Raw genomic sequence first — 13,858 nt, 5'->3', positions numbered from 1 at the left:
TTTGGCCATTCAACCTTCATTGGTTGAGGTCACGTCCTGCTGAGAATCAGTGTCTGAGATCTGCGACGAAGCCAGCTTCAGACCAACGATTCCCGCCACGATCACAGCGATGCATGCCAACCGTATCGCATCCTTGGATTCACCAAACAGAATCATTCCGGCGATCGCGGTTCCCACGGCACCAATCCCAGTCCAAACGGCATAGCCCGTTCCAAGCGGTATCTCGCGAAGCGCCAACGAAAGCGTGAAGAAGCTCGCGATCATAACCACGATGGTGATCACCGTCGGGACGGGACGAGAAAAGCCTTCGGTGTACTTCAATCCGACGGCCCATCCGATCTCAAGCAAACCGGCAATCAACAGGTAACCCCAAGCCATCGTTCTTCTTTCAAGCAATCGAAACGGTGCGACGCCCGCTGCTGCAAACCACAACCTGTGATGGAAACACGCGGCGAATCTTCCAGTATCTCCTCGCAATCGTAGATGGCAAGACCGAGCGACTTCTCAATCAGGCGTTTGCATCCTTTGACGAGTAGGCATCATCGAAGCGATCGTCGAACTCGACAAACGCAGCGACCAGCTCTGGGCGATCCAAAACCTCTTCGACTTGCTTTGCCCCCGCTTCCATGTTGGCATCCGCCTGAAGATCTCCAGCGGGTTGTGCCTGATTCTCACGCCCCGCCACATTCGCGGCCAAATCCATTGCCGACTCCTTCCACCCCGCCGCTCCGGACAAAGCGTCTGACAGTGCTGCGCGAACAACGCGAAAATCCATCCGGGCAAATGCCTCCTCAAAGGCTTCTCGCATCGCCAAGACTTGCTGAGGCTTTACCGGGCCTGTCGTGATCACTTTCTCTCTGAGAAGTCGATCGAGAGTCCGCCCGAGCAAGACCATCCGAATGATCTCCATCGGAACGCCTCGCACCGAAGTCAAAATTGCAACGATCTTTCGGATGGGGAACAACAACAGCTTGATCGGTGCCTTTGCGAGCATCCCCAGGCAACCCGCGATGCAGCCCGAGTCATCTGCGTAGAACGCACGAAGTTCTTTGAGTGAATCTGTTCGGTCGTGTGCTTCCAGCGTTCGCGTCACCACATAGCGACGACATTGACCACGGATCACATCGTCCACAAACGGCAGGGGAACGAACCGCGCCGCAGAAGAAACCATGCCGGCGAGAATCCATTGATGTGTCAGCCAATTCATAGTCACAAAAAGTTCGCTCGAAGTGTAGAGAGCCCATATAGCTCGAATAGCAGTTTGCCCCACTGATGGGTCGATGCACTTCCTATGCCAGTCCGACTTCGGTTCCGGCCTTTGAGCCGCCCGAGACCATTCTGAGCCGCGAAATTGCTTGGCATGGCATGTGCGACGGTGTTGGTTCTCGCAACTCGTTTTTGGTTGCAAGCGAACGCCTCACGGTGTCGCTCGCGGCAAAACGCGGGTACCGAGCCTTTTCTTCCCGTTACTTCAATGGACACCGATCGATGACTCTAAACAACACCACTCTCATCACCGGAGCCTCATCGGGGATTGGACGTGAATTGGCAATCCAGTTCGCAAAGGGAGGAAATGATGTCGTTCTGGTCGCTCGCAGCGAGGACAAACTTCGCGAGTTAGCGTCCGAGATCGAGACGCAGTCCGGCCAACGTGCGACCGTGATCACCAGTGATCTTTCGCACGCTGATGCAGTGAACCAGCTTTGCAACGAACTAACGCAGCGGTCCATCACGATCGACACGTTGGTCAATAACGCAGGGTTTGGTGCCCTCGGAAAGTTTTCGGAGCTTTCCGCCGATCGCCAAACCGACATGGTGATGGTCAATGTGGTCGCACTGACTCGCCTCACTCGCCAATTGCTCCCCGGCATGCTGCAACGAAATCGCGGCGGTGTGCTGAACGTTGGCTCCATCGCCGCCTACCAGGCCGGTCCAAACATGGCCGTCTATTACGCGACCAAGGCCTACGTGTTGTCATTCACCGAAGCTTTGCGTGAGGAGCTTTCGGGGACGGAACTGCACGTCACCTGTCTCGAACCCGGTCCGACGGAAACCGGATTCGGTGAAGACTCGGGCATGGGCAAGTTGGACGTGTTCTCGTCCACAGCTATGACCGCCAAGGACGTGGCGTTAGCGGGCTACGAAGGTTTCTTGAAGAACGAAGACATCGTCATTCCCGGTTGGAAAAACCGACTGATGGTTACCTCCGCTGGCTTCTTGCCACGTTTCGCGACTCGAAAACTGGTCGGCAAGATGCAGAGTGCCTGATTCGGAATCAAAACGCACTACCAAAAAACTTGCCCTCGCCTACCACCCAATCAATCCACCTCTCTAGGAATTCGAATATGTCAATCACCAGCGTCAACCCAGCCACCAACGAAACCATTCGCGAATTTGAACCGCTTCACAAAGATGATGCGATGCAGGCCATCGAAACGGCTCACGAAGCATTCCAGAGTTGGCGAACCACGACCTTCGAAGAACGAAAGAAGTGCCTTCTGAAATTCGCGAAGCTCCTGCGAGCGGACTCGGATGAATACGCCCGAATGATCACCTTGGACATGGGCAAACGAATCTCGGAATCGCAGTACGAAATTGATTACTGCGCGGACATCGCCGAATTCTATGCCAATGGTGCAGAGGAATTCCTAGCGGACCAAACAATGGATCGCGTCGACGCGAACGCCTACCTGCACTACGAGCCGATCGGTGTGCTGATGGGTGTCATGCCTTGGAATTTTCCGTTCTATCAAGTCGTTCGCTTCGCCACACCCAACATCATGGCGGGCAACACCGTGATGGTGAAACACGCCAGCAATGTGCCACAGTGTGCGGTGGCGATCGAAGAACTCTACAACGAATGCGGGCTGCCAAATGGCGTGTATCAAAACCTGTTCATTCCATCGGACTTTGTCGACTCGATCGTCTCGGACTCGCGTGTTCAGGGCGTTTCGCTAACGGGAAGTGAGCCCGCTGGCCGCGCCGTTGCCGCACAAGCTGGCAAGAATCTCAAACGCAGTGTCCTCGAATTGGGCGGCAACGATCCCTTCATTGTTCTCGACGATGCCGACATGGATCTTGTCATCGAGCAAGCTGTCAAAGGCCGTATGGTCAACGCGGGTCAGTCCTGCGTGGCTTCGAAACGGTTCATCATCGTGAAGTCCGTGGCGGACCAATTCATGGACGGGTTCAAATCAAAGCTCGCCGAACTAAAATTGGGCGATCCGATGGACGAGGACACAACGCTCTCGCCGCTTTCGACCGAAGGCGCGGCAGTCAATCTTCAGAAACAAGTTGAGTCATCGATTGATGCAGGCGCAACGGTGGTATTGGGCGGAGACCGTCCCGATCGTGACGGGGCGTTCTTCAACCCGACCATTCTGACCGACGTCTCACCAGACAACCCGACGTTCGATCAAGAACTCTTCGGTCCCGTTGCAACCGTCTATGTCGTCGATGACGAAGCGGCCGCGATCGAGTTGGCAAATCGATCTTCGTATGGGTTGGGCGGATCGGTCTACACAAAAGACATCCAGCGAGGTCGCCGCGTTGCCGAGCGGGTGGAGACGGGAATGATGTTCCTGAATCAACCCACCAGTTCACAAGCTGAATTGCCGTTCGGCGGCATCAAGAATTCCGGCTACGGTCGCGAACTTTCGCAACTGGGCATCCTGGAGTTCGTCAATAAGAAACTCATCCACTTGGGAGACAAGGAATAAATCATGAGCACAGCAACAAGCCAAACTGTTCAGTCCAAGCAAATTGAACTGACTTCGCGTCCGGATGGGATGCCACAGAAATCGAACTTTGACTTGCGTTCCGCGGAAGTGGGACCAGTCAAAGACGGCGAGATCCTGGTGAAGAATCAATGGATGTCGGTGGATCCCTACATGCGAGGCCGCATGAAGGACACCGACAGCTATGTTCCGCCGTTTCAAATCGATGAACCGCTCGAAGGCGGATGCATCGGTGAAGTGATTCAGTCGAACAACGCCGACTACAAAGAAGGCGACTTGGTTCTAGGAAACCTTGGTTGGCGTGAGTACTGGACTTCCAACGGCGACGGAATCACCAAGATCGATCCAAGTCTGGCGCCGCCTCAAGCTTTTCTCGGCGCGCTCGGGATGACCGGCATGACCGCATGGGTTGGCCTGCACAAGATCGCACAACTCAAAGAAGGCAGCACCGTGTTCGTGTCGGCCGCCTCCGGTGCGGTCGGGTCGATCGTTTGCCAACTGGCGAAAGCGATGAACTGCCGTGTGATCGGGAGCGCTGGCAAGAAGGAAAAGATTCAGTGGCTCAACGACAAGACCGGAATCGACGCGGTGATCAACTACAAGGAAGTCGACAATCTCAGTCAGGAGCTTTCCAAACACGCTCCCGACGGGATTGATGTGTATTTCGACAATGTCGGCAGCGATCATTTGGAAGCGGCGATCGACAACATGAACGACTTCGGCTGCTGTGTCGAATGCGGCATGATCGCGACTTACAACGCGACTGAAGCACCTTCAGCGCCTCGGAACATGTTCAAAGTCATCGCGAAGCGTCTGAGAATCCAAGGCTTCATCGTCCGCGACCACATGGATGCAAAAGACGAATTTGTTCGCGACATGGCGAACTTGATTCAACAGGACAAAGTGGTCTGGGAAGAAACCATCACCGATGGAATCGAAAATGCACCCAATGCATTTATCGGACTCTTTGAAGGCGACAACCTCGGCAAGCAACTCGTTCGGCTGAGCTAACACGAAGGCGGTGGAGCAGAAGGAAACGCTGCATCGAGGAACTGAAATCACTCCATGAGGATTATCTCCATGAATTACATTCGACTCCTACTCGTTTTCCTTCTTCCACCCGTCGCGATTTACATGCAATTTGGGCTGGGGCATCACTTCTGGCTCAGCTTGGTTTTGACTTTACTGGGTTTCGTCCCCGGACTGGTGTACTCACTGTACATCATGGCGTCGCGACCGCCCGGTCTTTCGCGTCTTCCGTGAACGAACTCGCGGCAACAGCTCAGCTCGCTAGCAGAACGTGACCAATCAGCCCCAACAGGAATCCGAGCACAGCACCGATCGCCGGTGCTCGTTGATTCTCAGCTCGAGCCTGCGGTGCCAGATCTTGAAACGTCAGGTACAAAATTCCGCTGGCCGCGAACAACATGATGAAGTCAACTACTCGCGGGTAGCTCGCTAGATGTTGATAGCCAATCCATCCGGCGATCGGCCCAAGTGGAACGCAGGCGGCCAAGCACGCGACCAGTTTCCAACCTCGCAGCTTGGACGACACTTCCAATTCGCGAAAGGCGTTGAAACCTTCGGGCAAATTCTGAAGTCCGATCAGAAAGGCCAGCAGCATCCCAGCCTTTTCGCCGGTTGCGAACGCTGCCCCCAAGGCAATCGCCTCGGGAACAAAGTCGGAAAGCATCGCGACCAATTGCGCCATCGAGCTCTTGGACCGATCCAGCAGAGTCTCCAGCCCCCAGAACGCCAGTCCACCGAGCACAAAGGCGGCGATGATCCAAGTGAGTGAAAGCTCCTTGATTCCGTCGGGAACCAACACGAGGGCGACCGCCGAAATCAGGACGCCACCACCAAATGCGATGACACTGTGCCGAAACTCGGTTTCAAGCCACTCAAGCGAGATCTTCTCGGTCATTGCAAAAAGACCGCCAATCGGGATCGCCGATCCCGCCATCGTCGTCAGCAACAAGACCTGCGCCAGTTCATTCAACGTTGCGATTCCCGTTTTGACATGCAACCCACCAAACCAAGGCGATCAGCACGCCTTGCACGGGCAATCTCGCAAGCAACCCCGCTTGAGAAAACGCATCATACCGTTCCGGGTTCAGTGCCATGTAAATATTGGCGGGAAAGACGGCGATGAGCAAGGCGATCAGCCCCCAACCAGCCAATGTTCGAAGCCGCGGCACAAGCAGGCCGACGCCACCAATCACTTCAAAGACGCCCGACACATGCACCAGCATCAGTGGGTTTGGCCAGCCGTCCGGAATCATTCGGACGTAGAAGCCAGGCGAAACAAAGTGGTTGAGCCCCGCCGCGGTGAACAGGAGAGCGAGCAACCACATCAATCCGACGCGACAATCGTCAATCAACCGACGAAGACCAGAGTGACTCATAGAAATCCACTCGCTTCGTCGGTTGATGGTGGGCGATCAAAATCAAATAGCAAGTTCATGCGTCTCCCGCTTTCTATTGCGGGAACGCGACAGCAAGGCCAGACTACCCCCAGGTTTTGGTTTTCAGTCGTTCCCAGCGGGTTGGCTCGCGGTGCTGTCGAAACCACAAGGCGGTGACAGTCACACCAACCAATGCCCCGGCAACAAAACTCGCCAACACCGATTGAGTTGGCCGCTCGGCGATGCATTCGTCGGCTCGCATGACAGCGAACCGTGCTGATTCGCTCGCCTTTCGGACTTGGTCTTCGGTGTTGTGGCTGATCCGATCGACGAGGGATTCTTGGGGTGCGAACTCGTGAATGACTGATTCAACTTCCTCTTGAGCGGTGTCAACGCGACCCTGCACGAATTCGACCAGCCATGCCACGTCGTTCGGGCACTTGGACAACTCTTCTTCGTTGATTTGTGGCCAGCGATTGCGAATCGCTGAGCGTACGCGGGTCCAATCCGCTCCGTTTGCCACGCTCGTTTCCGTCGACATTTCTATTTCCTTTGTGATGACTATGATTGTGTTTCCGCCATCATCTTCACTGCACCGAATCAGGCGTCCGTAGCGGAGCTGATGTTGGCAGGTTTGGATGGCGTTTCTTCCGACGGGGACTTCGATTCCCATCGTGCGAGCGATTGAAGCTTGACGCCCATTTGGCTAGTCAATGACGTCAACGCTCCACCGCGATGCATGGCGGATTCGCCACACTGATCTTTTACTCGGCGTTCGACTTCTTCCATGACTGTCCGCTCGGACTTCCATGTGTGTCCACTCATGACCAGCGTTTTCAGCAAGCCGTCCTGTCTCTCGACAAGCATTTCACCATCGTTTTCCAACGCTTGGCAAATCAACATGGCAAGCTCGTTCAACGCTTGGTCGGTCTGTGGGTTCAATTCCTGATCCATATCTCTATTCCTGAATGGTGATGTGACAGAGCCATTCACATCGGCTCACGATGCGTCACTTCGGACCATGGCCCTCGCTCAGACAGTTGGTCCGCGACGGCCCATGACCAAGCCAAGAATGAACAGCACCAAGAAGACGACAAACAAAACCTTTGCAACCATCGCAGCGGTTCCGGCCAATCCACCGAAGCCCAAAGCAGCGGCGATCAAAGCAATTACCAAAAACGTCAAAGCCCAACCCAACATAGTATTCTCCTCAAGTTTCAATTCATTTTGAGAGAACACAACGTTGTGTTCTCCGCGATCGAAACTTGGGTAAACGCGATTCCCGTGCCGAATTCGATCAGAGCGATCGATATTTAAGTTAGAAGTTTGAAAAGCACTCGTCACACCCATGATGCGGCCACAAAACGGGTCTGTTTTGATCGCCAATGACGCACGCCGCATTGTAACCGACCAATTCAAGGCGTCCTTGGTTGAATTCGAACGCGAATCGGCCAGGAGTGGATCAATCCGATCCACTACCAAACTCGGGAAGAATGAATCGCTGACCAGCGTGCTCCGCCACGAATCGCTGCAGTCCATCTGCTTGCTCGTCAACGCCATCAACGGCGGACTGCTGGACTTCTCGATCCGCACGCCCGGTGAATGCCTTGGGAACCGTCACGCGGACATCCAATGCAATTAACAAGGTGACTTCGGTCTGGTTGCCTTTGGGCCGAGCATCAAGCGTCGTCTTGTAGGACTCCAGATTGTCCGCTGCGGCGATCGACTGAGTGACGACACTCATGGCATCCGGCTGGATATCGGCTCGCTGCCGCAGCGTCAGTTCATCTGCGGTGATATGGGGATCATTTAAACTCACCCTCAGCTTCTTCACCGCCTGCACCTGGGCTTTTGATTGGCCGCGGATCGCATTGAGAATGGGTCGATCATCTTGGCTGGTATCGAGTTGCAGGTCTTCAACGCTCTCGTCGATTAACCTCATGCCGGACTGGCCCACGATCGCAGCGGTCGCATTTTTACGGACCATGATCTGGCGGAACTTATCAAATTCGCATTCGACCAAGATGGTTTTCTCGGCCGATCCAGTGGCGAGGTGCTCCACCGTGCTGAGCGATAGAAAAGCGAACGTTGCACTCACGACAAACAGCAAAATCACGACGGCCGCCAATATCATGCGGGTCGGGGTTCCAAAGGGATGATTCATTGAGTTGCTCTCTCAAATAAAAAATGCTTGGTGGCCAAACGACCACCAAGCATTTGCATGGTTCAATCCACCGAGATGGCGGTCAATCATTCGACTTCGATTTCCTCGAGACGATCGGCTTCATTTTCGCCAGCTTCTTCCAGTGAGTCGGCTTTCTTCTCGCCGAGGTTTTCCTTCTGGTCGGCGGCGGTTTCGCCTCGTTCTTCAATCATATCAGCTCGGTCTTCGGCTGCGTCTTCCGTTGCATCCGGAGCGTTATCAGCTTGGTTGCGGATGCTTTCGGCCTTCATCTGAGCTTGATCGCGAATGTTTTCCGCGGCGTTTTGCGACGAATCGCGGATGTCTTCGGCTTGCTGCTGGGTTGCGTTGCGGAGAGCATCTGCTTCTTCGTCAAAGGCGGACTCATCGCAACCAACGGCAACCATCATGCAGGCGGCCAACAAAAATGCTGTGATCGATTTCATGGTTTCATTCCTAGTGTGAAGGGTACTCGGCCCTTGTGAGGGGACCGTTCTCATTGCTCGCCAAACGCGAGCGATCGACCTTCACCAAGGCAATTTGCGTACCAACGAAAACGAATTCGGTCAGCGCAGCAAAAAAGGCGGAAGCTGAACTCCCGCCTTTCAAAGCGATCATGACTTTGACCGGAGAACCGGCCAGAGATCACTAGCGAATGGATCCAGTCGAACTGGCGTTGCTCGCGGCACTGGCTTCGGCTTGGCCAGCTGCGGTGGCGCCGGCTTGTCCTTGGACTGAACCGTTGACGTTCAGTTCGGCGGTTGATCCGACTTTGTTGGCCGCGTTCGCTTGGAACGATTGAACCTTGGTTTGTGTCGATGCCATCGCCTCTTGTTGAGCCGATGCGAAAGCGTTCAAGCGAGCTTCCATCGCGTCAGCTTGTGCGAGCAGTTCCGCGTTTGCCGAAGCCAAGGCTTGGTCACGCATTTGAGCAATTTCCGCTTGGCGTTGACGAGCAGCAACCGCGATCATCGACGAGAAGTCGACGTTGGAAGCCAACACGCCTGCGACGCCGAAGTTCCCAGCAGCTTGACCGTTCCCACGAACGGATTGACCATTGGAAGCACCGGTTTGTCCCTGAGCAACTTGGCTGAACGCGCCGCTGAAAGTCGAACCAGCGACGTCGGATGCATTGGGAGTTTCAGGCGAAGCTGTCTCTGGTGTCGAAGGGCTTTCCGAAGGTGTGCTGGTTGGGCCAGTTGAACTTGGCTGAGCTTCGCTCGAAGACGGAGCGTTGGCGGCTTGGGCAGTCGCATTTTGACGAACCGCAGCGGCGGTATTCAAAACGGCTGATGTGCGGAGTGGGTTGAACTGGCCAAAGACGGAATCGTAGGCTTGAACTTCCGCAACGCTGATCTGAATCGGTTTGGCGGCGATTCGCGTCGACGATGCAAACCCGGCCGAGGTACGCGATTGGGAACCGGCAACATTGGCGTTTGCGTTCACGTTGACTTGGACGTTCGCATTGGCATCAACGTTGGTTTGCGATGCACGATCGGCGGTTGCATTGGCTCGTGCCTGAGCACGTGCGGCCAAGCCAGCGGCGGTTTGGGCAGCGGCTTCGATCTGGCTTCCGACGCGAGCTTGAACACCGTTGGCAACGTTCGCTTGAACGCGTTGTTGCACTTGGCTTTGAACGTTTGCTTGAACCTGGCTCTGCACTCGAGCTTGGACTCGTTGCTGAACTTGGGTTTGAACGTTTTGCTGGACTTGTCCGCGAACACGCGAAAGTGCTCCATCCAATCCTTGGGCTTGAACGGCTCCTCCGGAGCACAGCATGCAAGCGATTGTCAGAGCTTTTGTTGAGTGACGTTTCATCGGTGAGTTCAACTCCATTTAATTGCCTGACGCTTGCCTTCCATCGCACCCACTCACACGACCGTCGTGAATCGGGGTGGCAACCGGCCAACGTCAATTGATACCAATCATGAGCAAACAGACGTTCACCCTCTGACCGGCCGCAAAGTACGCAATCTAAGACGCAAATTTCTAGATGAATTTGCAGTGCTTTCCGCGATGACATCGGTTTGACGACTCAACTAGGCAGCGTTCGCTCGATCCGTGCATGAATGACCTCAACGGCCATCTCCGATCTCTCGCATTGACCACCTGGATGGGGTTTATTTCGGTCCAATGTGCCGCGACCGCCCAAGATTTCACCGCCCCAGAATTCCAAGCCGCGTCGCAACCTTCAGCCACGTCCGATCCCGCCGCGGCCAATGATAAACCGCCACTGAAGCAGCCGAGTCCTGCTCAACTGCGGATGCTGGCGATGCTGCAACAAAAAGTCGCGACCAATCCCAACCATTCCGATTCATGGCGAACCTTGGGACGAATGCAGAAAGCACTCGGCGACGTGGATTCCTCCATCGAGTCGAATCGCAAGGCGTTGGAGCTCGATCCGTTCAATGCGGCAGCTCACTTTGACCTTGGTCAGTTGCTCAGCGACATCTCCCGGCCCGAAGCGGCGCGTTCGCATCTGCAAGAGGTGCTGAAAATTGCTCCTTCGAGCACCTACGCGGATCAAGTCCGCGAGATGGGAATCCAGGCTCCAGCACCAGCCTTGGCACAACTCGGCGCACCCGCCGCGAGCACAGAACAACCCAACCAACGATCGGCGATGGATTGGATGACATCCGACCCAGCCAATGTGACTCGTGCCAACGAGCTTCCCGCACCGCCAAACTTTGACGGTGCTCCAACACAAACCGTCGGCTACGAAATCCAAACCTTTGACGGTTCGGACGACCTCGAGAACCGATTGCGACAACTCGAGAGCGAAGCGGAGGCGTCAACCAGTCCCTTCCGAATCTTTTTGGAAACCGGATTGCTCTACAACACCAACGTCACCCTGACGCCGATCAGCCGCGATCTCGCGCAAGACGAACAAGCCAGCTTTCAGTGGTTCGCCAGCCCCGACCTGGATTGGAAATTGGTACGCCGCGAAAATTCTCGAGCGGGGATGATGTTTCGTGGTTACTTCACCGCGAACGAAAGCCAATTCCAGGAGTTCAACCTGGCCAGTTTTCAACCCGGTGCCTTCGCGGAACGAGACTTTCTGTTCGGCGGAAACGAAGTGATTGGCCGAATGGAGTACGTGTTCTCCAACGACTTCTTCGATGGCAACCAAGTCGGTGACCGACACGCGGGAACAGCCTCGTTCACCGTGATTCGACCTGACTTGAACGCTTGGTATGGATACACCACGATTGCGCAATCCAACTTTGAAGACGACGGTGCAACCCCCGCGCAAACCTCACTCGATGGAACGACGCTGACGTTTGGTGCCAGCCACTTCAAACGCACCCCTTGGGAAGCATTGCCGATGGTCGCTCTTGGAACCGATTTGGAATACGCCAACACCAAAGGCGATGACTATCGGTATCTCTCCATCAATCTGCACGGTTCAACGGACTGGCAAATCAGCGACCGCTGGAAATTCACCCCGACCTGGGGCGTGGGCTATCGCAACTACCCCGACTTCACCGATCCGATCGGTCGCGACGAGATCTTTTGGCGAGTCCACGGAAAGCTGAGCTATCAACTCACCGAGCAACTGTCGATCTCCGCCGTAGCGGGTCACGACCGATTTGCATCGGACAATGAAGACTTCGACACCGAACGATCGGAAGTCGGTGTGCTGATCGGATTCAAACGCTAGCGACACCTTCGGACGCGACTTAGTTGTTCCAAGTGTAGAACGGGATGGCGCGAGTCATCTGGCGACGCACCGGGCGAATTGCGCCGCTCGACTAAGATTCATCGGTTGGCGGAATCATCCAGCAAGAATTATGCGGCTGCATACCAACGTGCGGGTAGTACGTTTCCGCGGCCGGTGCTGACAACAAAATCAGCCGGGTTTGATGGCCAGCCACCTCGTGAGTCAGACGAATCAATTCGCGACCGATCCCTTGCCCCTGGTACTCGACATCCACGGCAAGGTCCGACAGGTAGGTGCAGTAAGCGTGGTCGGAGATCGCTCGCGAAACCCCGATCAGCTTGCCGGGTGTTTCTGGATCAACCACCACTGGATCGTCGACCCAGTGAGCCGTGACAAGCACATCCGCGTGGGCCAACATCTCACGAATCCTTGGCTCATCGTCGACTGGGCGGCGTTCGGCCAAGGTGGATCGTTTCAGCAGATCAATGAACTGCTCCGAGGTCAACTTGAAATCGATGCTGTATCGGATGGCCATGCGACGAGACTGTAAAGGGTGATCTGCTCAGCCGCGTTCGAGAAACGAACAACGACGAGCTTGTGAGGTGAAGAAACACCCGAGACAAGATAGCAGGGCGGACTTCCAGGTTCGCTCACACTTCGTCACGACCACGAATCGCTTCGAACTGCATCACGCAGGTTGGTCCCGATCACCAAAGCGAGCTGGTGGACTGGTGGCCTCAATCGCGACGATGGATTCGACGACCCGATACCGGTGGATGGCTCCTGCAGGGACAAGCCACGAGTCACCGACATCGAGTTTCGCGGTACCACCGTCGAACTCCAACTCCATTGCACCTTTCAGCAAATAGCCAACGGCTTCGTAATCACGAGTGGTTGGTTTGCTGAAACCGCCCGGGCTTTCCTCCCAGCGTCGAAGTGCGACTTGCTTTCCAGTCGCAAGATAAATCTGCCCCATCGCACCTTGTTCGGCGTCCGACTTGGGCGTGATTTGTGGAATGTCCATTGTTCACTCAATTACGTTTTGATTGGAACGGTGTGCCTTCACAGCACGGAGAAAGGTCGCGGACGACCAAAGTCGACGCGACCCATTCGGAATATCAGATGCGGAATGCGAAATTCCGCCTTGATGAGTGACCAGCTAAGCTCGACTCAACAACTGCATGAACTCTCAAACTCAGAGACTTGCTTTTCGGCTTCGTCTTTTGCTAGTCCGTAGCGTTCTTGAACGACGCCGACCAGCTCTTCACGTTTGCCATCGACGCGATCAAGATCGTCATCCGTCAAGTCTCCCCACTGTTGTTGAGCTTGGCCTTTGACTTGTTTCCACTTGCCTTCGATTTGGTCCCAATTCATCACAATTCTCCTAGAGGATGGTTCTTCCGAACTCGCACAAACGAGTGCTGCTCGGGGTTCTGGTGATTTCTATTCTTCGACGTCCACACTCAAGCTGCCATCGTCGAGGTCACGGGTGACTTCCATACCGCCGTCGGGTGTCTCAACGTCCAGCACGGTTTCTTTGTTGTCGCAACCGGAAACGATGAAACCAGCCACCATGGCTGCGGTCAGCAATAGAAAATGAACGACATCACGTGGTTGTCTCATGGTTGGCCCTTTGGGTATGCGCTGTTGATGACGATCGAGGCAACCTGTCGGCCAAAGCCACAACGGCGTCTCGAGAGTAAACACGCTGACGCGAATGGAATGCCAAAATGGTTCACTCATACAACCGGTTGCTGTTTGAGTGAATCCAACCACTCCCCGCCGCTCTCAAGTTTGGGAATCTGTGCGATATCTCGCTGGATCGATCGGTTTCTCCCTCGAGGTGATGCAACTGCCGCAACGAGTCGATTGA

The 13,858-nt window shown here is 55.0% G+C and carries 19 protein-coding genes; 5 read left to right on the top strand and 14 right to left on the bottom strand.

Features of this window, described 5'->3' with window-relative positions; translation table 11 throughout:
• Positions 1-9: 9 nt before the first annotated feature.
• Positions 10-378 (bottom strand): quaternary ammonium compound efflux SMR transporter SugE, encoded by a 369-nt coding sequence (gene sugE / locus CEE69_RS18135; protein ID WP_099262039.1) that lies wholly within the window; start codon positions 376-378, stop codon positions 10-12.
• A 130-nt stretch (positions 379-508) separates the two neighbouring features.
• A complete protein-coding gene (locus CEE69_RS18130; RefSeq protein WP_099262038.1) occupies positions 509-1,207 on the bottom strand; it encodes a hypothetical protein in 699 nt (232 codons plus the stop codon).
• A 281-nt stretch (positions 1,208-1,488) separates the two neighbouring features.
• Here CEE69_RS18130 and CEE69_RS18125 point away from each other — a divergent pair, with 281 nt between their 5' ends.
• The 4 genes from CEE69_RS18125 to CEE69_RS18110 all read left to right on the top strand — a co-directional run bounded on the left by CEE69_RS18125 (position 1,489) and on the right by CEE69_RS18110 (position 5,000).
• Positions 1,489-2,268: an SDR family NAD(P)-dependent oxidoreductase gene (locus CEE69_RS18125; RefSeq protein WP_099262162.1), complete on the top strand. Its 780-nt coding sequence runs from the start codon at positions 1,489-1,491 to the stop codon at positions 2,266-2,268.
• Between the two features lie 77 nt (positions 2,269-2,345).
• A complete protein-coding gene (locus CEE69_RS18120) occupies positions 2,346-3,719 on the top strand; it encodes an NAD-dependent succinate-semialdehyde dehydrogenase (protein WP_099262037.1) in 1,374 nt (457 codons plus the stop codon).
• Between the two features lie 3 nt (positions 3,720-3,722).
• Positions 3,723-4,748, top strand: a complete 1,026-nt coding sequence (locus tag CEE69_RS18115) for an NADP-dependent oxidoreductase (RefSeq protein ID WP_099262036.1) — start codon at positions 3,723-3,725, stop codon at positions 4,746-4,748.
• A gap of 69 nt (positions 4,749-4,817) precedes the next feature.
• The gene (locus CEE69_RS18110) at positions 4,818-5,000 is read left to right on the top strand and encodes a YqaE/Pmp3 family membrane protein (RefSeq protein ID WP_099262161.1); all 183 of its coding nucleotides are present in this window, start codon (positions 4,818-4,820) and stop codon (positions 4,998-5,000) included.
• Between the two features lie 19 nt (positions 5,001-5,019).
• On the opposite strand, the gene CEE69_RS18105 is transcribed toward CEE69_RS18110, so the two are convergent.
• From CEE69_RS18105 to CEE69_RS18070, 8 genes are all read right to left on the bottom strand, one after another.
• A complete protein-coding gene (locus CEE69_RS18105) occupies positions 5,020-5,736 on the bottom strand; it encodes a ZIP family metal transporter (RefSeq protein WP_099262035.1) in 717 nt (238 codons plus the stop codon).
• Positions 5,729-6,142: a DoxX family protein gene (locus tag CEE69_RS18100; protein WP_099262034.1), complete on the bottom strand. Its 414-nt coding sequence runs from the start codon at positions 6,140-6,142 to the stop codon at positions 5,729-5,731. The genes CEE69_RS18105 and CEE69_RS18100 overlap by 8 nt, the downstream gene beginning before the upstream one ends.
• A gap of 103 nt (positions 6,143-6,245) precedes the next feature.
• Complete coding sequence (locus CEE69_RS18095) at positions 6,246-6,683, bottom strand: hypothetical protein (RefSeq protein ID WP_099262033.1); 438 nt, start codon at positions 6,681-6,683, stop codon at positions 6,246-6,248.
• Between the two features lie 59 nt (positions 6,684-6,742).
• Positions 6,743-7,096 (bottom strand): hypothetical protein, encoded by a 354-nt coding sequence (locus tag CEE69_RS18090; RefSeq protein WP_099262032.1) that lies wholly within the window; start codon positions 7,094-7,096, stop codon positions 6,743-6,745.
• 78 nt (positions 7,097-7,174) lie between these two features.
• Positions 7,175-7,342, bottom strand: a complete 168-nt coding sequence (locus CEE69_RS18085) for a DUF1328 domain-containing protein (RefSeq protein WP_008671969.1) — start codon at positions 7,340-7,342, stop codon at positions 7,175-7,177.
• 262 nt (positions 7,343-7,604) lie between these two features.
• A complete protein-coding gene (locus CEE69_RS18080) occupies positions 7,605-8,306 on the bottom strand; it encodes a hypothetical protein (RefSeq protein WP_099262031.1) in 702 nt (233 codons plus the stop codon).
• A gap of 86 nt (positions 8,307-8,392) precedes the next feature.
• Entirely contained in the window at positions 8,393-8,770 is a 378-nt protein-coding gene (locus tag CEE69_RS18075) for a hypothetical protein (protein WP_099262030.1), read from the bottom strand.
• Between the two features lie 202 nt (positions 8,771-8,972).
• A complete protein-coding gene (locus tag CEE69_RS18070; RefSeq protein ID WP_233215364.1) occupies positions 8,973-10,142 on the bottom strand; it encodes a hypothetical protein in 1,170 nt (389 codons plus the stop codon).
• Between the two features lie 247 nt (positions 10,143-10,389).
• On the opposite strand from CEE69_RS18070, the gene CEE69_RS18060 reads away from it, so the two are divergent.
• Entirely contained in the window at positions 10,390-11,985 is a 1,596-nt protein-coding gene (locus tag CEE69_RS18060; protein WP_099262028.1) for a tetratricopeptide repeat protein, read from the top strand.
• 91 nt (positions 11,986-12,076) lie between these two features.
• On the opposite strand, the gene CEE69_RS18055 is transcribed toward CEE69_RS18060, so the two are convergent.
• From CEE69_RS18055 to CEE69_RS32075, 4 genes are all read right to left on the bottom strand, one after another.
• Entirely contained in the window at positions 12,077-12,520 is a 444-nt protein-coding gene (locus CEE69_RS18055; RefSeq protein ID WP_099262027.1) for a GNAT family N-acetyltransferase, read from the bottom strand.
• A gap of 153 nt (positions 12,521-12,673) precedes the next feature.
• Complete coding sequence (locus CEE69_RS18050; protein WP_099262026.1) at positions 12,674-13,009, bottom strand: cupin domain-containing protein; 336 nt, start codon at positions 13,007-13,009, stop codon at positions 12,674-12,676.
• A gap of 146 nt (positions 13,010-13,155) precedes the next feature.
• Entirely contained in the window at positions 13,156-13,362 is a 207-nt protein-coding gene (locus CEE69_RS18045; protein WP_099262025.1) for a CsbD family protein, read from the bottom strand.
• A 66-nt stretch (positions 13,363-13,428) separates the two neighbouring features.
• Positions 13,429-13,608: a hypothetical protein gene (locus CEE69_RS32075; RefSeq protein WP_143549284.1), complete on the bottom strand. Its 180-nt coding sequence runs from the start codon at positions 13,606-13,608 to the stop codon at positions 13,429-13,431.
• Positions 13,609-13,858 lie beyond the last annotated feature (250 nt).

Source organism: Rhodopirellula bahusiensis (assembly GCF_002727185.1).
In the GTDB taxonomy this organism is placed as follows: domain Bacteria; phylum Planctomycetota; class Planctomycetia; order Pirellulales; family Pirellulaceae; genus Rhodopirellula; species Rhodopirellula bahusiensis.
Note: the sequence above shows the minus strand (reverse complement) of the source record. Positions and strands in the feature narration are given on the sequence as shown.